Source organism: Enterobacter cloacae complex sp. ECC445 (assembly GCF_021892025.1).
Lineage (GTDB): Bacteria > Pseudomonadota > Gammaproteobacteria > Enterobacterales > Enterobacteriaceae > Enterobacter > Enterobacter chengduensis.
This window is the reverse complement of the sequence record NZ_JAKLRZ010000016.1, coordinates 138952-162075: the sequence shown is the minus strand read 5'-3', so window position 1 is coordinate 162075 and position 23124 is coordinate 138952. Positions and strand designations below refer to the sequence as shown.

The window sequence follows — 23124 nt, the reverse complement described above, 5'->3', positions numbered from 1 at the left end:
TCGCTGGCAACAAAGGATAAGGGTTGCGCTCGTTGCGGGACTTAACCCAACATTTCACAACACGAGCTGACGACAGCCATGCAGCACCTGTCTCAGAGTTCCCGAAGGCACCAATCCATCTCTGGAAAGTTCTCTGGATGTCAAGAGTAGGTAAGGTTCTTCGCGTTGCATCGAATTAAACCACATGCTCCACCGCTTGTGCGGGCCCCCGTCAATTCATTTGAGTTTTAACCTTGCGGCCGTACTCCCCAGGCGGTCGACTTAACGCGTTAGCTCCGGAAGCCACGCCTCAAGGGCACAACCTCCAAGTCGACATCGTTTACGGCGTGGACTACCAGGGTATCTAATCCTGTTTGCTCCCCACGCTTTCGCACCTGAGCGTCAGTCTTTGTCCAGGGGGCCGCCTTCGCCACCGGTATTCCTCCAGATCTCTACGCATTTCACCGCTACACCTGGAATTCTACCCCCCTCTACAAGACTCTAGCCTGCCAGTTTCGAATGCAGTTCCCAGGTTGAGCCCGGGGATTTCACATCCGACTTGACAGACCGCCTGCGTGCGCTTTACGCCCAGTAATTCCGATTAACGCTTGCACCCTCCGTATTACCGCGGCTGCTGGCACGGAGTTAGCCGGTGCTTCTTCTGCGGGTAACGTCAATTGCTGAGGTTATTAACCTCAACACCTTCCTCCCCGCTGAAAGTACTTTACAACCCGAAGGCCTTCTTCATACACGCGGCATGGCTGCATCAGGCTTGCGCCCATTGTGCAATATTCCCCACTGCTGCCTCCCGTAGGAGTCTGGACCGTGTCTCAGTTCCAGTGTGGCTGGTCATCCTCTCAGACCAGCTAGGGATCGTCGCCTAGGTGAGCCGTTACCCCACCTACTAGCTAATCCCATCTGGGCACATCTGATGGCAAGAGGCCCGAAGGTCCCCCTCTTTGGTCTTGCGACGTTATGCGGTATTAGCTACCGTTTCCAGTAGTTATCCCCCTCCATCAGGCAGTTTCCCAGACATTACTCACCCGTCCGCCGCTCGTCACCCGAGGAGCAAGCTCCTCTGTGCTACCGCTCGACTTGCATGTGTTAGGCCTGCCGCCAGCGTTCAATCTGAGCCATGATCAAACTCTTCAATTTAAGTTTGATGCTCGTGAATTAAACTTCGTAATGAATTACGTATGTTCACTCAGAGACTTGGTATTCATTTATTGTCCGAAGACATTAAGAATCCATGTCACTTTGAGTGCCCACACAGATTGTCTGATAAATTGTTAAAGAGCAGTGCAACGCGGCTTTCAGCTCACCGTTGCGAGGTCCCGTATATTACGTTTTCCTCATTCAGAGTCAAGCGATTATTTTTGCTTTTCTCTGCTGGCGTTCATCTCTGAACCCCGCTAACCCGGCGGCCTGTAAGCCGTTGTTCCGTGTCAGTGGAGGCGCATTATAGGGAGTTCTCAGACGTTGACAACCCCTCTTTTAAAAAAAACTTTCAACCGTCTCTTTTTTGCTCAAAACCGTGCTACAGCGCCAGTTTTTCGAGCGTTTCAAAGCCATAACGGCGTAAAACGGGTAAAAGTTGCTCAGTCTCTTTCGTGATGGCCATACAAAACGCGATATTCGCATCGGCAGATTTCGCATCCGGCGCTTCATGTTCCAGCAGCCAGGCCGTCCGACGTGCGATAGCCGCGCCGGAATCCACCAGCCGTGTTCCCTCCGGCAGTACCTCTAATAGCTCTTCCTGCAATAGCGGGAAGTGGGTACAGCCCAGCACAACGGTATCCGGCGGTTCGGGCATCCGCAGCCACGGACGAAGAATACGGCGCAGCTCGTCGAGTGATACCGCCTTTCCGTGCAGCTTCGCTTCTGCCATCTCCACCAGCTCAGCCGAGCCGAGCATCGCAATCTGGCATTCGTTAGCAAAACGGTCGATCAGCTCGCGGGTATAAGGACGCTTTACCGTGCCACGCGTGGCCAGCAACCCTACAATGCCGTTCGCCGTCAGACGCGCGGCAGGCTTTATCGCAGGAACAACGCCCACTACCGGGAATGGGAATTTTTCACGCAGAGCGGGAAGGGAAACGGTGCTCGCCGTATTACAGGCGATGACGGCCAGCGCAAGGGGATAGCGCTTTTGTACCGCAGTGACGATTTCAACCACGCGCGCCACAATAAAATCTTCGCTCTTTTCCCCATATGGGAAAGCGACGTTATCGAAGGCGTAGATGTAATGGAGATCCGGCAGGAGATGCCGAATCTCATCATAGACCGAAAGCCCACCGACGCCGGAATCAAACACCAGCACGGTGGGACGCGGATTAGAAGGTGTAGCTGCCAGACAAGGTGTATTCCCGTCCTGCAGTTTGGTAGCCATAAACTGTCTCGTAATCTTTATCGAACAGGTTGGCTATTTTACCACGAACTGTGAGGTGTGAGGTGACAGGATATGAAACGGCGACATCCCACAGGCTGACACCGCCCATTTTCACGCGCTCTGACGAATAGGTGTCTGGATCAATCGCGACATCATAGCGGGTGCCAAGGTAACGGTAGGCAAGATTCCAGTCGAGATCCCATACCTGCCAGTCAAGCTGATACTTAACCTGCTGCTTAGAACGGCGGGCCAGCACTTCGTTAGTTTTGGCATTACGCGGGTCAACGTAATCATAGGAAATCTGATGCCCAACCGGACCAGTATCGAACTGTGCCGTGGCTTCCACCCCTTTGATACGCGCTTCATCAACGTTGCAATAACGATACGTATGCGGATCGCTGCTAATAAGATTATCGATGTCATTGCGATAACCGGTGATACGCCAGTTAACCGGTCCCGTCAGGCCTTCAAAGCCCCCTTCCCACTGCTTGCTCTCCTCCGGTTTAAGATCCGGATTACCGTAAGAGGCGCTGTGGATCTGGCTCATGGTCGGCGCTTTAAATGCCGTACCGTAGGAGGCAATCACGCGATAGCCATCCACAAACTCCCACGCTGCGCTGGTTTGCCAGGTTCCATGGTTACCAAAGTTGGAGTTATCGTCATTACGCGCCGCCGCTTCCAGCGTCACGCTGCTGAACTGCTGCATCGCCGAAACAAACACGCCGGTATTGCGTTGTTCGTAACCTTTATCCAGGTAGCCCGTTCCGGCCTGCGTCTTCTGCTTCTGCCAGTCCAGGCCTGCGCCGATGTTGCCGTGACCGACTTCCACGGTATTGAGCCATTGGGTCGTATACTGCTTCACGTCATCCATAGTGGCGGAATCGGCATAACGTCCTTTTTTCGGATCATAGTTCTGATCTTTACTGCGACCGTAACCCGCCACCAGCTGCGACTGGAAAATCCCCTGGTTGTAACGCAGACCGGTATCCCAGTTCTGGCTGTAGAGCTGACGCGTATCAGGGCGGCCATCCACCATAAAGTTAGCGTCGTAGTGATCGTAACCGTCATACGCGGTGCGGTTGTCATAACCAAAGCCACGGAAGAAGCCGCTCACGCTGTCGGTAATCTGCTGTTCCACGGAGCCGTACAGCGATTTACTCATAAAGCCATCGCGGTCAGGCTGGCGCGGCGCATCTTTTGCGGCGATGTCAAAACCCCGGGTATAGGTGTAGTTACCCGCCATGGTGATTTTGGTTTTATCCAGCACCTGCTGGAAAGCGCCATCATAGGTCTGATATCCCTTAGAGCCAACGCCCGCTGAGATTTCTGCACCCGGCTTATCACGTCCGGTAATGATGTTAATCACGCCACCAATCGCGTCGGAGCCATACAGGGCTGAACGCGGACCACGGATGTACTCAATACGCTGAATCAGCGAGGTCGGGATTTGGCTCAGATCGGGAACGTTGCTGATCCCAGCGTTATTCAAAGGAATACCGTCAACCAGCACCAGCACATGGCGAGATTCCGTTCCGCGAATAAAAGTCGAAGAGTTCGAGCCCATTCCACCGCTTTGCGCGATATCCACGCCAGGCAGACGTGACATGATTTCCACCACGCTCTTAGCCTGCCAGCGCTCAATATCTTCACGCGTCACGACGGACGTCGGTGCCAGAACGGTTTTTGCCGGTTGTTCAAAACGATTTGCCGTCACCACCAACGAGTCTGCGCTATCCTGCGCCCAGCCCGAAAATGCCGTGACGGACAACGCCGTCAACAGCGATACTTTTTTAATCATTGTTAAAGCATCCACAATATAAGAAGGATGCCGCAGGCCTCATCGATAGCACGCGATGATGAAACCAAATGCGACGTGATCCCGGCAGGTCTTCGGGCTAGGTGGCTATATAAGGATGAAGACTTCCCATTTTCACAGTGTCTACTACGCTCATCCCGCCAGTCATTACCGCTGCGCGTCAGCTCCAGATTTACACTGGATTCCCTTTTCACTCTCAGGAGACCGGAAACAGAATGCTACAATTAGACACGTATGGATGTCCAGACAGCTATTGGGCATTAAATCTGGACATCCCCTGAACAATGCCTACAATCCCCGCGTAATTCATTATCACTCAGGACGCATCATGACCCCAGAACACCTCCCAACAGAACAGTACGACGCGCAGCTGGCCGAAAAAGTTGTCCGTCTGCAAAGTATGATGACGCCGTTCAACGCGCCCGTACCCGAGGTGTTCCGCTCCCCCGTCAGCCACTACCGCATGCGCGCCGAGTTCCGCATCTGGCACGACGGTGACGACCTGTACCACATCATTTTCGATCAGCAGACGAAGTCCCGCATTCGCGTGGACAGCTTTCCGGCGGCGAGCGAGCTCATTAACCAATTGATGACGCTGATAATGGACGGCGTGCGCAACAATCCGGTACTGCGTAACAAGCTGTTCCAGATTGATTACCTGACCACGCAAAGCAATCAGGCGATTGTCTCTCTGCTGTATCACAAAGCGCTTAACGACGAATGGCGCGAGCAGGCAGAAGCCCTGCGCGATGCGCTTCGCGCGCAGAACATCAACGTTCACCTGATTGGCCGGGCGACCAAAACCAAAATCATGCTGGATCAGGACTACATTGACGAGCGCCTGCCGGTGGCGGGTAAAGAGATGGTGTATCGTCAGGTCGAGAACAGCTTCACCCAGCCGAACGCCGCCATGAACGTGCAGATGCTGGAATGGGCGCTGAAGGCGACGGAAGGCTCAAAAGGCGACCTGCTTGAGCTGTACTGCGGTAACGGCAACTTCTCGCTGGCGCTGGCGCGTAACTTCGATCGCGTGCTGGCAACGGAAATCGCCAAGCCGTCGGTGGCCGCCGCGCAGTACAACATTGCCGCCAACCATATCGACAACGTGCAGATCGTTCGTATGGCCGCAGAAGAGTTCACGCAGGCCATGAACGGCGTTCGCCAGTTTAACCGCCTGGAAGGGATCGATCTCAAGAGCTACCGGTGTGAGACGATTTTTGTCGACCCGCCGCGCAGTGGCCTGGACAGCGAAACCGAGAAGATGGTGCAGGCGTACCCGCGTATTTTGTACATCTCCTGTAACCCGGAGACGCTGTGCAAGAACCTTGAAACATTAGGCCAGACGCACAAGGTTGAACGGCTGGCGCTGTTCGATCAGTTCCCGTATACGCACCATATGGAGTGCGGCGTACTGCTCACGGCGAAATAATGTGGACCCTGTAGGGCAGGTAAGCGCAGCGCCACCTGCCAAAAAAGCCGGATGGCGCTTCGCTTATCCGGCCTACAACGACAAAACCCTTTACTCTGGTAACTGGCTCTTACGGCTTCGCATGCGCGAGCCAATCCAGAACACCAGCGCAACAGACAGCACCGCAGGGAAGAAGTTAGAGCCGATATCCGGATACTCCGCGCGCACCACCGTGCTGTACAGCAATACGCCCAGAATAAAGCAGGCGGCGGCCAGCCCCGGTAACCCCACCGGCATGGTGCGGTTCAGGTAACGTTGATGCAGGCAGTACACCGTCAGCACCAGCGCAATAAGCGGGAAAATCGAAAATGGAACAATTGAGCTAAAAATAGCGGCAAACGTTCCATTAATGGATAAGCCAGCGATCAATGCCAGCAACAGCGTCCCTTTATCCTGACCTGACTGTTTCATTACTCACCTTCACTCTTCGGTTTGATGTGCCAGTTTCTCTTGTTCACGGCGATACCAGTAGTACGCGCCTTTGGATATCATCCTGAGCTGCAATACCAGTCGCTCTTCAAGCTGCTTGCGTTGTTCAATGCTGACGTCCAGCGCTTCGGCACCCGCGCTGAAAACAATCGTCACCATCGCCTCGGCCTGTGCTTCAGTAAACGCACGCGGCATATGGTTTTCGAGTTCAAGATAGTCGGCAAGTTCCGCGATAAAGTGCTGAATTTCACGCGCGACGGCGGCACGAAACGCCGCCGATGTGCCCGAACGCTCGCGCAGAAGCAGACGAAACGCGTTGGGGTTATTGCCGATAAATTCCATGAAGGTCGACACGGAAGTGCGGATCACGCTGCCGCCTTTCGCGATACGCTGACGCGCCTGGCGCATCAGCTGGCGCAGCATCAGCCCGCTTTCGTCGACCATGGTCAGGCCCAGCTCATCCACGTCACGGAAGTGACGATAGAAGGACGTTGGCGCAATCCCGGCCTCGCGTGCGACTTCGCGCAGGCTCAAACTGGCAAAACTCCGCTCAGCACTCAGTTGACTGAATGCGGCTTCCACCAGCGAACGCCGGGTTTTCTCTTTTTGTTGTGCTCTTACGCCCATCACGATAGTTGAATCCTTCCAAAGGCCTGCCGGCACTATACCAGAGAATAAAATTAATCTGTTTGCCTGGCTTTGTGAATGATTGTTTACGTGCGGTTTGTGCTCCACTGCCGGAAAAAAGCACAACGATAATTGGGTTACCCTGGCAATGATGTTATGATTCTGTTGCTTTTATGTATAAGAACAGGTAAGCCTTGCCATGCCACATTCCTACGATTACGACGCAATAGTTATTGGTTCCGGCCCCGGCGGCGAAGGTGCTGCTATGGGTCTGGTGAAACAGGGAGCCAGAGTAGCGGTCATTGAGCGCTACCATAATGTCGGCGGCGGTTGCACCCACTGGGGCACCATCCCTTCGAAAGCCCTCCGCCACGCCGTTAGCCGCATTATCGAATTTAACCAGAACCCTCTTTACAGCGACCACTCCCGACTTCTTCGTTCCTCCTTTGCCGACATCCTGAACCACGCGGATACCGTCATTAACCAGCAGACGCGCATGCGTCAGGGGTTTTATGAGCGTAACCACTGTGAGATTTTGCAGGGCAACGCGCATTTTGTGGATGAACATACCCTGGCACTCGAATGCCACGATGGGTCGGTTGAGACCATCACCGCAGAGAAATTTGTGATTGCCTGCGGCTCGCGTCCGTACCATCCGGCCGACGTGGACTTCTCGCACCCGCGCGTCTACGACAGCGACTCGATTCTGAGCCTGCACCATGAACCCCGCCACGTTATTATCTACGGCGCAGGGGTCATTGGCTGCGAATATGCGTCGATCTTCCGCGGAATGGACGTCAAAGTTGACCTGATCAACACCCGCGACCGCCTGCTGGCATTCCTCGATCAGGAGATGTCAGACTCCCTCTCCTACCACTTCTGGAACAGCGGCGTGGTGATTCGCCACAACGAAGAGTACGAGAAGATTGAAGGCTGTGACGACGGGGTGATTATGCACCTGAAGTCCGGAAAGAAGCTGAAAGCAGACTGCCTGCTGTACGCCAACGGTCGCACCGGCAACACCGATTCCCTGCAGCTGGAAAATATCGGTCTTGAGACCGACAGCCGCGGTCAGCTCAAGGTCAACAGCATGTACCAGACCGCCCTGCCGCACGTTTACGCGGTCGGCGACGTGATTGGCTATCCAAGCCTGGCATCAGCCGCTTATGACCAGGGCCGCATTGCCGCTCAGGCGCTGGTAAAAGGCGAAGCAACGGCACACCTGATCGAAGATATTCCAACGGGTATCTACACCATCCCGGAAATCAGTTCTGTCGGGAAAACCGAGCAGCAGCTGACGTCAATGAAGGTGCCTTACGAGGTGGGTCGCGCGCAGTTTAAACATCTGGCGCGGGCGCAAATCGTGGGGATGAGCGTGGGGACGCTGAAGATCCTGTTCCACCGCGAAACGAAGGAGATCCTCGGCATTCACTGCTTTGGCGAACGCGCGGCGGAAATCATTCATATCGGCCAGGCGATAATGGAGCAGAAAGGCGGCGGTAACACCATTGAGTACTTCGTTAACACCACCTTTAACTACCCGACCATGGCGGAAGCCTATCGGGTCGCCGCGCTGAACGGCTTAAACCGCCTGTTTTAACGCGTTATCGAAATGGCCATCCATCGCACCGCGGATGGCCTCTGCCAGCTGCTCATAGCGGCTGCGCAGCGGTGACCCCGGACGATAGACCAGTCCGATGGTACGACGCGGCTCCGGCTTAATGCACGGCAGATAGACCACGCCATCACGTTTACGCTCGCGCGGCACGGCCAGCGCAGGCAGCAGCGTAATACCGCTTCCCGCCGCAACCATATTACGCAGCGTTTCCAGGCTGGTTGCGCGGAAGTGGGTATCCTCATCCGCACCCGCTTCAAAGCAGAAGCCCATCGCCTGATCGCGCAGGCAGTGGCCGTCTTCCAGCATCAGCAGCTTTTCGCCGGCCAGATCGGCCATCGGCACGCGATCGCGGTTCGCCCACGGGTGATCTTCATAGATCGCCAGCATCATCGGCTCATCGAACAGCGGCACTTCAATAAACGCTTCGCTCTCTTTCACCAGCGCCAGAATGGCGCAGTCGAGCTTGCCGCTGTCCAGCTGCGCCAGCAGCTGATGGGTTTGCGCTTCGTGCAGGTACATTTCGAGTTTCGGGAACGTCTGGTGCAGCATCGGAATGATGTGCGGCAGCAGGTACGGGCCAACGGTTGGGATCAGGCCAATATGCAGCGGGCCGGACATCGCCTCCCCCTGCTGGCTTGCCATTTCCTTGAGCACTTTGACCTCGCGCAGCACGGTACGCGCCTGATCCACCAGCAGCAGACCTGCCTGTGTGAACAGAACCTTACGACTGGTGCGCTCCAGCAGCATCACGCCCAGCTCGTCTTCCAGCTTGCGGATCTGGCCGCTCAGCGTGGGCTGGCTAACGTGGCAGGAATCTGCCGCGCGGCGAAAGTGACGATGCTCGGCTAACGCTACCAGGTATTCAAGATCGCGAATATTCATTATTCATCCTCCGTCGCCACGATAGTTCATGGCGATAGATAGCATAGCAACGAACGATTATCCCTATCAAGCATTCTGTTGAATAATACGCCACATAGACGAGGCGGCACGTGTTTGACCCAAAACGACCCCGCACCGTCAGCGAGTTTCTCTCAAAACTCGAACAACTAAAGCCAACGTGAACTTTTGCGGACCCCGTGGTCCGCTTTTTTTTTTGCGTAAAAAAGCCTGGGGGATAAAAGCAAAATGGCAACCGAAGTTGCCATTTTTAGTGTTGCTCCCTCTCCCCGTGGGAGAGGGTTGGGGTGAGGGCACCCACCCGCACTGTCCTCAAACCAACCGGTTTTTCGCATCCGCAATCGCCTGCGCCACCTGCTTCGGCGACACGCCGCCCTTCGCGGCACGCTTATCCAGGCAGGACTGCAGCGCCAGAATCGGATACACATCATCCCCAATCACCGCGCTGAACTTCTGCAGGTCGGCCAGCGCCAGATCTTCCAGCGGTTTGCCCTGACGAATGGCTTCTACTACCGCTTCACCCACAATATGGTGCGCCTCGCGGAACGGTACGCCTTTCGCCACCAGATAATCCGCCAGCTCGGTAGAGTTCGCATAGCCCTGCTGCGCCGCTTCCTGGCAGCGCGGACGTTTCACCTGAATGCCGTCCAGCACCAGCGCGCCCATGTGCAGACAGTCCAGCCAGGTGTCGAGCGCGTCGAACAGCCCTTCTTTGTCTTCCTGCATGTCTTTATTGTACGCCAGCGGCAGCCCTTTCAGGGTCATCATCATGCCGGTCAGCGCGCCCTGCACGCGGCCACACTTCCCGCGGATCAGCTCCAGCGCGTCCGGGTTTTTCTTCTGCGGCATCAGGGACGAGCCTGAGGTAACGCGGTCGGACAGCTCGACGAAGCCCGCTTCACCGGAGTTAAAGAAGATCAGGTCTTCGGCAAAGCGCGACAGGTGCACCATCCCGATAGACGCATTGGAGAGCAGCTCCAGCACGTGGTCGCGGTCAGAAACGCTGTCCAGGCTGTTGCGGGTGGCGGACGCAAAGCCCAGCCAGCCTGCGAGCTGTTCACGGTCGATTTCATACGCCGTACCGGCCAGCGCGCCGCTGCCCAGCGGGCTGACGTCCAGACGCTTCAGGGTATCCTGCAGACGGCTTTCGTCACGCGCCAGCATCTCAACGTAGGCCAGACACCAGTGGGCAAAGGTCACCGGCTGCGCGCGCTGCAGGTGGGTATAGCCCGGCATCACGGCGTCCTGATTGTTCTGCGCGGTCTCCACCAGCGCGGTCTGCAGCTGACGGTTAGCTGCCAGCAGCTCGCCAACGGTCTCTTTACACCACAGCTTCAGGTCGGTAGCGACCTGGTCGTTACGGCTACGGCCGGTGTGCAGCTTTTTACCCAGCTGACCGACTTTGTCGATAAGTTTGCCTTCCACCCAGCTGTGAATATCTTCGGCGTCGCTCTGCAGGATTTGCTGCGGATCCAGACGCACCTCTTCCAGCAGGTTATTCAGCGCCTCTTCCAGCTGGAGCTGTTCCTCAGCGCTCAGCACGCCAACGGTCACCAGCGCTTTGGACCAGGCCACAGAGCCGACGATATCCTGTTCGGCCAGGCGGTAGTCGAAGCGCAAAGAGTCATTGAACTGTTTGAACCGCTGATCCGCTGCCTGTGTAAAACGCCCACCCCAAAGTGCCATAACATGCTTCCTTTATTCGTTAGTTCCGCCGGGTGGCGCTTCGCTTACCCGGCCTACGGTCTTGTAGGCCCGGCAAGCAGAGCGCCGCCGGGCAGTAAATCTTAAGCCAGAATACGCGTGCCAATCGGCGTGCCGTTAAACAGCGCCGGGAGCTGCTCGGCGTGACGCCAGGAGGCGATATCCACCGGGCGGCCCAGCGTGCGCGCCGCATCCAGCGCGGCGTTCACTTTGACGATCATGCCGTCGGTAATAATGCCCTGCGCGATCAGCTGTTCGGCTTTGGCTGCGGTCATTTCCGCGATGCGCTGGCCTTTACCGTCCAGAATGCCGCTCACGTCGGAGAGCAGGATCAGATCCGCACCCAGCGTAGCCGCCAGCGCCGTTGCCGCCTGATCCGCGTTAACGTTCATCAGCTCACCCGCGTCGGTCACGCCGATAGAGCTCACCACCGGCAGGAAACCGCCTTCCAGCAGCGTGTTAATCAGCTTAGGCGAACCCGGCTGCGCCAGTCCAACGTGGCCGAGCGCTTCATCGAGCTGGGTCACTTTTACGCTGTCGCCATCGCCCAGATAGAGGCCAACGGAGGCAATGTGGTGCTTCTTCGCCCACGCCAGCAGCGTTTTGTTCGCCGTGCCCGCCAGCGCGCCGGTAATGATGTCGATCTGGTCAGCGGGCGTGACGCGCAGGCCGTTTTTCTTGATCACCGGCAGGTTGAGCCCTTTCATCAGCTCATCCACCACGCAGCCGCCGCCGTGCACAATCACCAGCGGACGCTGGTGTGATTCGCGATAGTTCACCAGCGCGGTAAACAGACGCTCCAGCGCTTCTTCGCTGTCCAGCAGTACACCACCGAGTTTGATAATTAATGGGTTCATCATCACACCTTAAATAAGAGCCTGCGTTTCCGGGAAACCGAAACGAATATTTGCACACTGCATTGCCTGTGCGGCAGCGCCTTTCAGTAAGTTATCTTCTGCAGCCACCACGATGAGATGCTCGCCCTGCACGGCAAAGCCGATGTCGCAGAACGGCAGGCCAACCACGTTTTTCAGCGCCGGCACGCCTTTGTCGTACAGGCGCACCAGCGGTTTATCCGCATACGCCTGCGTTAAGGCCTCGCTGACCTGCTCTTTGCTCACGCCCGGCTTCAGGCGGCAGGTGATGGTTTCGAGGATCCCCCGCGGAAAGCTGCCCAGATGCGGCGTGAAAATGACGTCCGCGCCCAGGTGCGTCGTGATTTCAGGGTGATGACGGTGATTAAACACGCCGTACGGCTGAAGGCTCACTTCACAGAAGCTATTAGCGATCGCCGCCTTACGCCCTGCGCCGCTCACGCCGCTGGTGGCGTTGATCACTGGCCACTGGTTGAGATCCAGCAGACCTGCGTCGATCAGCGGCTTCAGGGAAAGCTGCGCCGCCGTCGGGTAGCAGCCCGGCACGGCAATCAGATCCGCCTCTTTCAGTTTGTCTGCGCTCCACTCCGCCAGGCCGTAAACCGCTTTTTCCAGCAGATCCGGGTGCTGATGGGTGAAACCATAATATTTTTGGTAGAACGCGCCGTCGTTAACGCGGAACGCGCCGGAGAGGTCGAACACCACGCAGCCGGCCGCCAGGAACTGCGGCGCCAGGTCGTGGCTGACCTCGTGCGCGGTGGCTAAAAACACCACGTCGACGCCGTCGGTAAACTCGCTGATGTCAGACATCGGCTGCAGCGGCAGGTCAACAATGCCCCTAAGCTGCGGATGCAAATCGGAAATTAACTTTCCTGCATCATTGCTTTGCGCTGACACGGTCAAAGCGGTTATGGTCATATGAGGGTGGCGATTTACGTAGCTTACAAGCTCTGCGCCCGCATAACCGCTAGCGCCTACAATCAGCGTATTCAACATCGGGTTCCTTTATGCTCAACGTTAATGTATTTTTATTCACATTTATTGCATGAATATTGATACTATCACGACCTAAGGTGTGTCAACAATGAAAATGAACTTACCGCCATTTATCGAGATCTACCGCGCCCTGATTGCCACACCGTCCATCAGCGCAACGGAAGAAGCGCTGGATCAGAGCAATGAGTCTTTAATCAATCTGCTGGCGGGTTGGTTTAGCGATCTTGGGTTTAACGTTGAGGTTCAGCCCGTCCCCGGCACTCGCCACAAATTTAACCTGCTGGCCAGCACCGGAACCGGTGCGGGCGGCCTGCTGCTGGCCGGTCATACCGATACCGTGCCGTTTGACGATGGCCGCTGGACGCGCGATCCCTTCACCCTGACCGAGCACGACAACAAGCTCTACGGTCTGGGCACCGCCGACATGAAAGGCTTCTTCGCCTTTATCCTCGACGCGCTGCGTGACGTGGACGTGACGAAGCTGAAAAAACCGCTCTACATTCTGGCGACCGCCGATGAAGAGACCAGCATGGCGGGCGCGCGCTACTTCTCTGAAAACACGTCAATTCGTCCGGATTGCGCCATCATCGGCGAGCCGACGTCTCTGCAGCCTATTCGCGCGCACAAAGGCCATATCTCTACCGCCGTGCGCGTGCTGGGCCAGTCCGGCCACTCCAGCGATCCGGCTCGCGGCGTCAATGCGATTGAGCTGATGCATGACGCCATTGGCCGCATCATGACCCTGCGCGACTCGCTGAAAGAGCGTTATCACTACGACGCGTTCACCGTGCCGTATCCGACGCTAAACCTCGGCAGCCTGCACGGCGGCGATGCCTCTAACCGTATCTGCGCCTGCTGCGAACTGCATATGGACATCCGCCCGCTGCCGGGCATGACCCTGAGCGATCTCGACGGCCTGCTGAATGAGGCCCTGGCTCCGGTAAGCGAGCGCTGGCCGGGCCGCCTGACGGTTTCCGAACTGCATCCGCCGATCCCGGGTTACGAATGCCCGCCGGATCACCAGCTGGTTGAAGTGGTGGAAAAACTGCTTGGCGAAAAAACCGACGTGGTGAACTACTGTACCGAAGCGCCGTTCATTCAGACGCTGTGCCCGACGCTGGTCCTTGGCCCGGGCTCCATCAACCAGGCGCACCAGCCGGATGAGTATCTGGAGACGCGCTTCATCAAGCCCACCCGCGAGTTGATTACCCAGGTTGTGCACCACTTCTGCTGGCATTAAAAACTACCCCTCACCCTACCCCTCTCCCCTAAGGGGAGAGGGAATTTGAACACCCTCTCCCCTTAGGGGAGAGGGCAGGGTGAGGGGAGTAAATCCCGCGATCTCCGTCACATTCCCATAAGCATCTCTTATCTGACGCAATGCGAATTAAATTTCGTAAATTGCCCACATTTATTCGTTTGCTGAACCGTTTTCGCAGCAATTGACGACGGGGGTTTTACGTGGCTTTATAAAGGGAGATGACAAAATAATGGCCAGAAGATTTTCGCCTGGGCATAAACAAAAATGATGGGGTGACTGGGTTTTTATGAACGAACAATATTCCGCGTTGCGTAGTAATGTCAGTATGCTCGGCAAAGTGCTTGGAGATACCATCAAAGATGCGTTGGGGGAGAATATCCTTGACCGCGTTGAAACCATCCGCAAGCTCTCTAAATCTTCCCGTGCCGGTAACGAGGCCAGTCGTCAGGAGCTGCTTACCACGTTGCAGAACCTCTCTAACGACGAGCTGCTGCCCGTTGCACGCGCGTTCAGCCAGTTCCTGAACCTGGCCAACACCGCTGAGCAGTACCACAGCATTTCGCCAAACGGCGAAGCGGCCAGCAACCCGGAAGTCATTGCCCGCACCCTTCGTAAACTGAAAGACCAGCCGGATCTCAACGAAGCCACCATCAAAAAAGCGGTGGAGTCTCTTTCGCTGGAGCTGGTACTCACCGCTCACCCAACGGAAATCACCCGTCGCACCCTGATCCACAAAATGGTGGAAGTGAACAACTGCCTGAAGCAGCTGGATAACAAAGACATTGCCGACTACGAACGCAACCAGCTGATGCGCCGTCTGCGCCAGCTGATTGCCCAGTCCTGGCACACCGATGAGATTCGTAAGCACCGCCCAAGCCCGGTCGACGAAGCCAAATGGGGCTTTGCGGTGGTGGAAAACAGCCTGTGGGAAGGGGTGCCGAACTACCTGCGCGAGCTGAACGAACAGCTGGAAGAGAACCTCGGCTACCGCCTGCCGGTCGACTTTGTGCCGGTACGCTTCACCTCATGGATGGGCGGCGACCGCGACGGCAACCCGAACGTCACTGCGGAAATCACGCGTCACGTCCTGCTGCTGAGCCGCTGGAAAGCGACCGACCTGTTCCTGAAAGACATCCAGGTGCTGATCTCCGAGCTGTCGATGGTTGAAGCAACGCCGGAACTGCGCGCGCTGGCCGGCGAAGAAGGCGCCAGCGAGCCGTACCGTTTCCTGATGAAAAAACTGCGCGGTCAGCTGATGGCCACTCAGGCCTGGCTGGAAGCGCGCCTGAAAGGCCAGCGCCTGCCAAAACCAGAAGGCCTGCTCAGTCAGAACGAACAGCTCTGGGAGCCGCTGTACGCCTGCTATAAATCGCTGCAGGCCTGCGGGATGGGCATCATCGCCAACGGCGAACTGCTCGACACCCTGCGTCGCGTGAAGTGTTTCGGCGTGCCGCTGGTGCGTATCGACGTGCGTCAGGAAAGTACCCGCCATACCGAAGCGCTGGGCGAACTGACCCGCTATCTCGGCATCGGCGATTATGAGAGCTGGTCCGAAGCCGACAAACAGGCCTTCCTGATCCGCGAGCTGAACTCGAAGCGCCCTCTGCTGCCGCGCAACTGGGAGCCAAGCAACGACACCCGCGAAGTGCTCAATACCTGTAAAGCGATCGTGGACGCACCGAAAGGATCGGTGGCCGCCTATGTGATCTCCATGGCGAAGACCCCGTCCGACGTGCTGGGCGTTCACCTTCTGCTGAAAGAAGCGGGAATCGACTACGCTCTGCCTGTCGCCCCGCTGTTTGAGACCCTCGACGACCTGAACAATGCCAACGACGTCATGAGCCAGCTGTTGAATATCGACTGGTACCGCGGCTTTATTCAGGGCAAACAGATGGTAATGATTGGCTATTCCGACTCCGCGAAAGATGCGGGCGTGATGGCGGCATCCTGGGCGCAGTATCAGTCGCAGGACGCACTGATCAAAACCTGCGAGAAAGCCGGTATTGAACTGACCCTGTTCCACGGACGCGGTGGCTCAATTGGCCGCGGCGGCGCGCCTGCGCACGCAGCGCTGCTGTCGCAGCCGCCGGGAAGCCTGAAAGGGGGCCTGCGCGTCACCGAGCAGGGCGAGATGATCCGCTTCAAGTACGGCCTGCCGGAAGTGACCATCAGCAGTCTGTCGCTTTATACCAGCGCCATTCTGGAAGCCAACCTGCTGCCACCGCCGGAGCCGAAAGCCTCCTGGTGCCATATCATGGACGAACTGTCGGCTATCTCCTGCGATCTGTACCGCGGCTACGTGCGTGAAAATAAAGATTTCGTGCCTTACTTCCGTTCGGCCACCCCTGAGCAGGAGCTGGGTAAACTGCCGCTAGGCTCGCGCCCTGCGAAGCGTCGCCCAACCGGTGGCGTAGAGTCTCTGCGCGCAATCCCGTGGATCTTCGCCTGGACACAGAACCGTTTGATGCTGCCCGCCTGGCTGGGTGCCGGTGCCGCGCTGCAAAAAGTGGTGGAAGACGGCAAACAGAACGAACTGGAAACCATGTGCCGCGACTGGCCATTCTTCTCTACCCGCCTGGGTATGCTGGAGATGGTCTTCTCGAAAGCGGACCTGTGGCTGGCGGAATACTACGACCAGCGCCTGGTGAAGCCTGAGCTGTGGGCGCTGGGTAAAGAGCTGCGCGAACTGCTGGAAGGCGACATCAAAGTGGTGCTGGACATCGCCAACGACTCGCACCTGATGGCGGACCTGCCGTGGATCGCCGAGTCTATCCAGCTGCGTAACATCTACACCGACCCGCTGAACGTCCTGCAGGCAGAGCTGCTGCACCGTTCTCGCCAGGCGGAAGAAGAAGGCAAAGAGCCGGATCCGCGCGTTGAACAGGCGCTGATGGTGACGATTGCGGGCGTTGCGGCGGGTATGCGCAACACCGGCTAATGCTTTACGCCCGGCGGCGCTGCGCTTGCACGGGCCTACGTTAAGTAGGCCGGGTAAGCGTTAGCGCCACCCGGCAATACCCTGGTATCCACCATGCACCACGACATTACCCGCATCCTGACTGACCTGATCACCAGCACAACGCCGCTGCGTCAGGTGCATTTTGCAAACTCCGCGACCTCCGCCCCCGAACTTGCCTTGCAGGTTGATTTTCCACGTCTTGAGATCGTGATCGAAGGGTCGATGAAGGACCAGGCGGCCTCCGTTTTACAGCAGGGTGATGTTTTATACGTCCCGGCTGGCGGCTGGAATAATCCACAATGGCAAGCATCGGCAACAACGCTGAGCATCCTGTTTGGCAAACAGCAGCTCGGGTTTAGCCTTTTGCACTGGGACGGTGTAGACGTGCGAAACCTGGCGAAGCAGCACGTTGCCCGCCGCGGCCCCCGTATTGGATCGCTACTCTTACAGACGCTCCACGAAATGCAGATGCAGCCACACGAGCAGCAAACCGCGCGGTTGATTATCGCCAGCCTGCTTAGCCACTGCGTCGACCTGCTGGGCAGTCAAATCCAAACCGCCTCCCGCAGTCAGGCTCTGTTTGAAGCCATTCGGATTTATATTGACGAACACTACGCCACTCCGCTTACCCGGGAATCCGTCGCGCAGGCGTTTTACATCTCCCCAAACTACCTGTCGCATCTGTTCCAGAAAACGGGCGCAGTGGGTTTCAATGAATACCTGACGCATACCCGGCTGGAACACGCGCGCCAGCTGCTGAAAGGGTATGATTTAAAAGTGAAAGAGGTGGCGCACGCCTGCGGATTTGTCGACAGCAACTATTTCTGTCGGTTATTCCGTAAAAACACGGAGCGTTCGCCGTCTGAATACCGTCGCCAGTATCACAGCCAGCTCACCGGCAAGGCCGCTAGTCCAGAATGACCTGAGTATGCTGCGGCGCGGATAGCATTCTACGCACCGCCCCCATCACCTTTTGTGGATCACGTAAAAAGGCGTTAATACCGCACTTCACGTAGCGCGTATGCTCGAAACGTTCACTGCCCGCCAGGTCGATATCGGTAATCAGCAATACGACATCGGCGCGCCGGATGTCCTCTTCATTAAGCTCGTTCTCAACGCCCAGCGCTCCCTGAGTCTCGATGTTAACGCTCCACTTCTCCTGCTGGCAGAGCTTTTCGAGCCGTTCGGCAGCCATATAGGTATGTGCGACGCCGCTGACGCACGCGGTCACCGCTACCAGATGTCGTCCAGCGATCGCTGTCATGTTCAGCCTCCCAGGGTAACCTTGAAACCTTCGCGCTCTGCCAGTTGCCGCATCGCTGACACCTCTTCTTCCGTCGGAGGGACCGTTTGCCGCATTCCCCACTCTTGTCCCAGCAGACGGTATTTTGGCTCCCCATACTGGTGGAAGGGCAATAAATGCAGCTGCCGTATTCCTGAAGGTAGCAGAAAAGCCAGCACGCGCGCCATGTTCGTTTCGTTGAGCGTATAGCCAGGAATCAGCGGGACGCGAGGAATGACGTTTATCCCATCAGCCACCAGCTGGCGGAAATTATCCAGCACTCTCGGAAGATTCATTCCCACCATTGCCAGGGCCTGCTCCGCATCCATGATTTTCAAATCAAACAGCACTTCATCACACTGGCGGGCCAGCGGCATTAGCCGGGACAAAGGCGCATCGCCTGCCGTTTCGATGGCCGTATGCACCCCGAAACGACGCAGCCTCTTTAGAAACCGTGTCGCGAAAGGGGCCTGCATTAACACTTCCCCACCCGAAAGCGTCACCCCGCCTCCCGACGAGCGAAAGAAGACATCGTCTTTTATCACCTCGTTTTCCAGCTCATCAAGGGTCACATCCCTTCCGATATGCCTGAAGGCGCCTGACGGGCATTCATCGGCGTCCCGCAGACAGGGGGCGCAGTGAAGACATTGACTCTCTCTTCGCACCGTCTCGATTTTCGGTGAGATCGACTCCGGATTAGCACACCACGGGCAGCGGTGAGGGCAGCCTTTAAAAAAAACCACCGTACGGATGCCGCGCCCGTCATTCAACGAGTAGCGCTGGATATTGAAAATACGCGCCACCTCGGCGCGTGTTTCAACCTCGTCACAGCTGATGCGCTGTACGGCGGATAATGTCATCCTGGATCTCCTTCGATAACTCAACAAAGAAGGCGCTGTACCCGGCAACGCGCACCACCAGACCGGCAAAATCCTGCGGACGCTGTTGCGCTTCACGCAGTGTTTCCGCGTTCACCACGTTGAACTGGATGTGCTGCAATTTAAGCTGGGTGAAAGCGCGCAGGAAATCCGCCAGCTTTTGCAGCCCGGCATCGCCTTCCAGCGTTGCGGGGGTGAACTTAACGTTTAGCAGCGTACCGTTAGATAACAGGTAGTTATCCAGCTTACTTACCGATTTCAGTACCGCCGTTGGGCCCTGCATATCTTGCCCAAGCATCGGCGAGAGCCCACCGTCGGCCAGCTGTTCGCCGGCAAAGCGGCCATCGGGCGTTGCTCCCACCACGGCCCCCAGCGGCACATGTGCCGATACGGTGTAAGAACCCGGCGTGAACTGCCCACCCCGCGGGTTCCGGTATTTTTCAACCTCTTTGCAGTAGTGGCGCAGCAGTTCAGCGCTGATGTTGTCGACATCATCAATATCATTGCCGTATTTTTCGAAGCGATTGATCAACCGGGCGCGGATTTTCTTGCCCTCAGGCGTGGCAAAGTTAGCGTTTAACACGGCTAGCAATTCATCAAAACTTAAGCGCTGCTGTTCAAAAACCAGCCCTTTCAGGGCATGCAGCGAGTCGCTCAAATTCGCTATCCCGATCCCCTGCACGCCAGAAAAGTTATAGCGCGCGCCACCGTCGGTGATGTCTTTTCCCGCATCCAGACAATCGCTGATAAAAGAAGAGAGCAACGGCACCGGTGCCCAGTCGCGATGGCCGATATCGCAGATATTGCTCCCCTCGACCATCAGCGCAATGTAGTGATTAATTTTGACGCGAATATGCTCAAGCAAGCCTTCATAAGTCAGCGCCGCGTTACCTTCGTTCTCCTGCATCGCGATTTCCATCACCTTCAGCAGGTTAAACATCGCGATATCGTGCAGACCGTAGGTTTTACCCGGAATCGACAGTTCTACACAGCCAACCACCGCGTAGTCGCGCGCATCTTCCAGCGACACCCCCCGATTGAGGAAGGCAGGCACCACCACTTCATCGTTAAAGATCTGCGGGATGCCGGTGCCCAGGCGGATCGTCTCCGCCGTTTTAAACAGGAAAGGCCGGTCGATAAGCTCGTTAACCCGCACGCCGAGGTTCGGTTGAGGAAGCTGAACGCTTTGGTAGGCATCCAGACACAAGAAGGAAAGCACATTCACCGCGCTACGCCCGTTCTCCGTCAGGCCACCCAACAGCGCGGTATATCCGGTCGGGAACCCGGCAAAATAGCGGGCGCTGCTGGTTGAGCGTAAAAGCACCACGTCATTGCACTTCACCCACAGCGATTCCAGAATCTCTTTCAGGAACGCGGGCTCTTCGCCCCGTGATAGCGAAGCCTGATAAAAGGGCAGCATGTACTGGTCGAAGCGGCCAATGGAGAGCGAGCTGGCGTTAGATTCGTATTGCAAAATGACGTTCATATACCAGAACAGCTGGCACGCCTGCCAGAACGTCTGTGGCTTATGCTGCGCGTTATGGCGCGAGATTTCGGCAATCTTGCGTAATTCTTCACGTCGTGAAGCCTCATCGCAGACGGTGGCAAGCGTTTCAGCCAGCGCGGCGTAGCGCAGAATATGACGCTGGGACGCTTCAAGCAGAATCAGCGCGGAGGCATAGAACGTGTTATGCGCATCGCGGGCGCAGCGTTCACGCATTTCCTCCACCAGCGCACTCAGGCCGTTATTGAGCAGGCGCGGGTAATCAATAATGATGTGCCCCTGCCCTTTGTCCGTCTGGTTGATGCTGAAAATTTGCGTTCCTACAGCGGCTTTCACCTCATCCGTCATCTGGCTGTTGATGAAATCCTTCATCGACCGCTTTTCCCAGTAGGGATAGAGCACGTCACGGTAGATCTGCTTATCCTCTTCGGTGATTTCGAAACGGTCCTGGGGACGTGTAGAAAACTGGTCCAGCTCCTTAAGCAGCCAGTACGGATCCATCTCAGGAGACATAATGCCCGCACGCGGTTTAACGGTCCGGTTTCCGGCAATCAGTTCCTCATCACGAATCGCGATGTTCACATGGTCAAGAATGTACGCCGTGGCTTTTGCACGCCTGAGGATAACCGGCTCACCTTCCGTCTGCTGATGGCTGGCGGTATAGAGCAACGCACGCTCAAGCGAGATTTCACGAGGGCTGGCAAAAAGTGCGTCTTTCAAACGCTGGGTACGATTCGTCATGAGGGAACTCCTGTAACGGAAAACGAGCCCGCCCCGAAGGGCGGGAGAGCGTCAGGCGGTTTGCGCCAGGTGGGCTTCAATTTTGTTCATGATGGCGTCGGCGCGTTTTACCGCGTCGCTGATGTTGACGCGCACGATAGTTTTCCCGGCAAAACGTTCTTCACACTTAATGCCAATATCTTTGGTCAGGATCACCACATCCGCTGCGGCGATATCCTCAGCGTTCAGCTCGTTCTCCAGACCAATTGACCCCTGAGTTTCAACCTTCACTTCCCAGCCTTTGGCTTTAGCAGCGCTTTCCAGCGCTTCGGCTGCCATGTAGGTATGGGCAACGCCTGACGGGCATGCTGTTACTGCAATAATTCGGGCCATGTTCGCTTCCTCACTCAGTTAATTTCGAAATCCAGATCCAGGTCGTCTTCTTTTTCCTCGACCTGTTTTGCACTCTTCCGGGCAATACTCTTCAGCACGTTGACGCTAATGGCCGTCACCACAGCCCCTACCGCGCCCGCCGCGATGTAGCCCAGTTTGCCTTCCACCACAGGCAGAACGATGAGACCGCCCCATCCGGCATAGCATTGCGCGCCCATCACGGCAGCCGTCACTGCGCCACATGCGGAACCCAGCATGATGGAAGGAATAACACGCAGAGGATCGGCCGCCGCAAACGGAATGGCCCCTTCGGTGACGCCAACACAGCCCATCACTAATGCAGCCTTGCCCGCTTCACGCTCTTCACCGGTAAAATTCTTGCGGTTAATCAGCGTCGCCAGGCCCAACCCCAGCGGTGGCACGCAGATGCCGACTGCCGCAATCGCCACCACGGTGTAGACGCCCTGAGCAACGCAGATCAGCATGAAGGCATAGGCGACTTTGTTAATCGGGCCGCCCATGTCGAAGGCCAGCATCAACCCCATGATAATGGCCAGCACGACGATGCTGCCCTGCTGCATCCCTTGCAGCCACTGGGTTAAGCCGGTTGTCAGCGCGCCAACAGGTTCACCCAGCCCCCACATCATGATGCCTGCGGTAATAAAGGTGCCGATGATAGGGATGATGAAGATAGGCATGACGGAGCGCAGCACTTTCGGGACCGGCAGTTTTTTTAGATACCAGACCACAATCCCACCGAGGATCCCGGCAATAATGGCGCCGAAGAACCCCGCCCCGAAGCTGTTGCCGACCCACGCGGCAATAGCGCAGGGAGCAAGTGCGGCGCGCTCTGCGATGGAATAGCCAATATAGGCGGCGAGGAAAGGCACCATCAGCGTTAATCCCGCCACACCGATATCGAATAATTTTTTGAGGTTGGGATCCGTTGCTGCATCCGGTACCGCACCCTTGCCGTACAGCATGACCGAAACCGCCAGCAAAATACCGCCCGCCACCACGAACGGGATCATGTGCGACACCCCGGTCATCAGATGCTGCCGCGTGTTCTTGAGAATATGCACCAACTCTTTCATATGTCGCTCCTGGCCTAAAACCATAAAGATGTTGTGGCAAACAATAGGCAATCAGGAAGACGGCGGACAGGAGACAAAAAGGCCAATTACTGGATTTTTGTAATATGGAAATAAAAATGCGATCCGCCTCGACATTTCGAGCATGGGGTACGTATAAGACAAACCGCCACAACCTGTGAGGCAAATCTCACTTTTGACGTGATATTACATTTGTCCAGCTTTTGGCAGATTT

Annotated in this window: 18 protein-coding genes, 1 rRNA gene and 1 riboswitch; of the genes, 5 read left to right on the top strand and 14 right to left on the bottom strand. The window is 56.6% G+C overall.

Features of this window, described 5'->3' with window-relative positions; genetic code table 11:
* The 3 genes from L6R44_RS14590 to btuB form a co-directional block, all read right to left on the bottom strand.
* Nucleotides 1-1134 (bottom strand): 16S ribosomal RNA (locus L6R44_RS14590); the annotation flags it as partial.
* A gap of 382 nt (nt 1135-1516) precedes the next feature.
* Nucleotides 1517-2368: a glutamate racemase gene (murI, locus tag L6R44_RS14585; protein ID WP_032644179.1), complete on the bottom strand. Its 852-nt coding sequence runs from the start codon at nt 2366-2368 to the stop codon at nt 1517-1519.
* Nucleotides 2313-4166 carry a TonB-dependent vitamin B12 receptor BtuB gene (btuB, locus tag L6R44_RS14580; RefSeq protein WP_237424598.1) on the bottom strand — a complete coding sequence of 618 codons (1854 nt, stop codon included), beginning with the start codon at nt 4164-4166 and terminating at the stop codon, nt 2313-2315. The genes murI and btuB overlap by 56 nt, the downstream gene beginning before the upstream one ends.
* 66 nt (nt 4167-4232) lie before the next feature.
* Nucleotides 4233-4408, bottom strand: a riboswitch (cobalamin riboswitch).
* A gap of 104 nt (nt 4409-4512) precedes the next feature.
* Here btuB and trmA point away from each other — a divergent pair.
* A complete protein-coding gene (trmA, locus tag L6R44_RS14575; RefSeq protein WP_237424597.1) occupies nt 4513-5613 on the top strand; it encodes a tRNA (uridine(54)-C5)-methyltransferase TrmA in 1101 nt (366 codons plus the stop codon).
* Between the two features lie 90 nt (nt 5614-5703).
* Here trmA and L6R44_RS14570 read toward each other — a convergent pair whose 3' ends face one another.
* Nucleotides 5704-6063: a YijD family membrane protein gene (locus L6R44_RS14570; protein ID WP_008501783.1), complete on the bottom strand. Its 360-nt coding sequence runs from the start codon at nt 6061-6063 to the stop codon at nt 5704-5706.
* Nucleotides 6064-6072: 9 nt separating this feature from the next.
* Nucleotides 6073-6711: an HTH-type transcriptional repressor FabR gene (gene fabR, locus L6R44_RS14565; RefSeq protein ID WP_008501784.1), complete on the bottom strand. Its 639-nt coding sequence runs from the start codon at nt 6709-6711 to the stop codon at nt 6073-6075.
* A gap of 196 nt (nt 6712-6907) precedes the next feature.
* On the opposite strand from fabR, the gene sthA reads away from it, so the two are divergent.
* Nucleotides 6908-8308, top strand: a complete 1401-nt coding sequence (sthA, locus tag L6R44_RS14560; protein ID WP_008501785.1) for a Si-specific NAD(P)(+) transhydrogenase — start codon at nt 6908-6910, stop codon at nt 8306-8308.
* On the opposite strand, the gene oxyR is transcribed toward sthA, so the two are convergent.
* From oxyR to argC, 4 genes are all read right to left on the bottom strand, one after another.
* A complete protein-coding gene (oxyR, locus tag L6R44_RS14555) occupies nt 8291-9208 on the bottom strand; it encodes a DNA-binding transcriptional regulator OxyR (RefSeq protein WP_014885686.1) in 918 nt (305 codons plus the stop codon). The two genes, sthA and oxyR, sit on opposite strands and share 18 nt — an antisense overlap.
* A 330-nt stretch (nt 9209-9538) precedes the next feature.
* Nucleotides 9539-10912, bottom strand: coding sequence for an argininosuccinate lyase (gene argH / locus L6R44_RS14550; protein ID WP_237424596.1), 1374 nt, complete (start codon nt 10910-10912; stop codon nt 9539-9541).
* A gap of 101 nt (nt 10913-11013) precedes the next feature.
* Nucleotides 11014-11790 carry an acetylglutamate kinase gene (gene argB / locus L6R44_RS14545; RefSeq protein ID WP_086379950.1) on the bottom strand — a complete coding sequence of 259 codons (777 nt, stop codon included), beginning with the start codon at nt 11788-11790 and terminating at the stop codon, nt 11014-11016.
* A 6-nt stretch (nt 11791-11796) separates the two neighbouring features.
* Complete coding sequence (argC, locus tag L6R44_RS14540; protein ID WP_237424595.1) at nt 11797-12801, bottom strand: N-acetyl-gamma-glutamyl-phosphate reductase; 1005 nt, start codon at nt 12799-12801, stop codon at nt 11797-11799.
* Nucleotides 12802-12889: 88 nt separating this feature from the next.
* On the opposite strand from argC, the gene argE reads away from it, so the two are divergent.
* The 3 genes from argE (at nt 12890) to L6R44_RS14525 (ending at nt 17942) form a co-directional block, all read left to right on the top strand.
* On the top strand, nt 12890-14041 hold the full coding sequence (gene argE / locus L6R44_RS14535) for an acetylornithine deacetylase (protein WP_014885690.1): 1152 nt from the start codon (nt 12890-12892) through the stop codon (nt 14039-14041).
* Nucleotides 14042-14348: 307 nt separating this feature from the next.
* The gene (ppc, locus tag L6R44_RS14530; protein ID WP_237424594.1) at nt 14349-17000 is read left to right on the top strand and encodes a phosphoenolpyruvate carboxylase; all 2652 of its coding nucleotides are present in this window, start codon (nt 14349-14351) and stop codon (nt 16998-17000) included.
* 93 nt (nt 17001-17093) lie between these two features.
* A complete protein-coding gene (locus L6R44_RS14525) occupies nt 17094-17942 on the top strand; it encodes a helix-turn-helix transcriptional regulator (RefSeq protein ID WP_237424593.1) in 849 nt (282 codons plus the stop codon).
* On the opposite strand, the gene L6R44_RS14520 is transcribed toward L6R44_RS14525, so the two are convergent.
* From L6R44_RS14520 to L6R44_RS14500, 5 genes are read right to left on the bottom strand one after another with little or no spacing between them, the layout of a single operon-like run.
* Complete coding sequence (locus tag L6R44_RS14520) at nt 17929-18285, bottom strand: PTS fructose-like transporter subunit IIB (RefSeq protein WP_237424592.1); 357 nt, start codon at nt 18283-18285, stop codon at nt 17929-17931. The genes L6R44_RS14525 and L6R44_RS14520 overlap by 14 nt on opposite strands.
* Nucleotides 18286-18287: 2 nt before the next feature.
* The gene (locus tag L6R44_RS14515; RefSeq protein ID WP_237424591.1) at nt 18288-19163 is read right to left on the bottom strand and encodes a [formate-C-acetyltransferase]-activating enzyme; all 876 of its coding nucleotides are present in this window, start codon (nt 19161-19163) and stop codon (nt 18288-18290) included.
* Nucleotides 19129-21426, bottom strand: coding sequence for a formate C-acetyltransferase (locus L6R44_RS14510; RefSeq protein WP_237424590.1), 2298 nt, complete (start codon nt 21424-21426; stop codon nt 19129-19131). Before L6R44_RS14510 ends, L6R44_RS14515 begins: the two co-directional genes overlap by 35 nt.
* Nucleotides 21427-21477: 51 nt before the next feature.
* Complete coding sequence (locus tag L6R44_RS14505) at nt 21478-21798, bottom strand: PTS fructose-like transporter subunit IIB (protein WP_032644193.1); 321 nt, start codon at nt 21796-21798, stop codon at nt 21478-21480.
* A gap of 14 nt (nt 21799-21812) precedes the next feature.
* A complete protein-coding gene (locus L6R44_RS14500) occupies nt 21813-22892 on the bottom strand; it encodes a PTS fructose transporter subunit EIIC (RefSeq protein WP_237424589.1) in 1080 nt (359 codons plus the stop codon).
* Nucleotides 22893-23124: the final 232 nt, after the last annotated feature.

Coding starts and splice junctions, on each gene's coding strand:
- argB (WP_086379950.1), bottom strand. CDS start 11,790: ATGATGAACCCATTAATTATCAAACTCGGTGGTGTACTGCTGGACAGC.
- L6R44_RS14520 (WP_237424592.1), bottom strand. CDS start 18,285: ATGACAGCGATCGCTGGACGACATCTGGTAGCGGTGACCGCGTGCGTC.
- argC (WP_237424595.1), bottom strand. CDS start 12,801: ATGTTGAATACGCTGATTGTAGGCGCTAGCGGTTATGCGGGCGCAGAG.
- L6R44_RS14510 (WP_237424590.1), bottom strand. CDS start 21,426: ATGACGAATCGTACCCAGCGTTTGAAAGACGCACTTTTTGCCAGCCCT.
- ppc (WP_237424594.1), top strand. CDS start 14,349: ATGAACGAACAATATTCCGCGTTGCGTAGTAATGTCAGTATGCTCGGC.
- L6R44_RS14515 (WP_237424591.1), bottom strand. CDS start 19,163: ATGACATTATCCGCCGTACAGCGCATCAGCTGTGACGAGGTTGAAACA.
- L6R44_RS14505 (WP_032644193.1), bottom strand. CDS start 21,798: ATGGCCCGAATTATTGCAGTAACAGCATGCCCGTCAGGCGTTGCCCAT.
- sthA (WP_008501785.1), top strand. CDS start 6,908: ATGCCACATTCCTACGATTACGACGCAATAGTTATTGGTTCCGGCCCC.
- L6R44_RS14500 (WP_237424589.1), bottom strand. CDS start 22,892: ATGAAAGAGTTGGTGCATATTCTCAAGAACACGCGGCAGCATCTGATG.
- murI (WP_032644179.1), bottom strand. CDS start 2,368: ATGGCTACCAAACTGCAGGACGGGAATACACCTTGTCTGGCAGCTACA.
- trmA (WP_237424597.1), top strand. CDS start 4,513: ATGACCCCAGAACACCTCCCAACAGAACAGTACGACGCGCAGCTGGCC.
- oxyR (WP_014885686.1), bottom strand. CDS start 9,208: ATGAATATTCGCGATCTTGAATACCTGGTAGCGTTAGCCGAGCATCGT.
- argH (WP_237424596.1), bottom strand. CDS start 10,912: ATGGCACTTTGGGGTGGGCGTTTTACACAGGCAGCGGATCAGCGGTTC.
- argE (WP_014885690.1), top strand. CDS start 12,890: ATGAAAATGAACTTACCGCCATTTATCGAGATCTACCGCGCCCTGATT.
- L6R44_RS14570 (WP_008501783.1), bottom strand. CDS start 6,063: ATGAAACAGTCAGGTCAGGATAAAGGGACGCTGTTGCTGGCATTGATC.
- btuB (WP_237424598.1), bottom strand. CDS start 4,166: ATGATTAAAAAAGTATCGCTGTTGACGGCGTTGTCCGTCACGGCATTT.
- L6R44_RS14525 (WP_237424593.1), top strand. CDS start 17,094: ATGCACCACGACATTACCCGCATCCTGACTGACCTGATCACCAGCACA.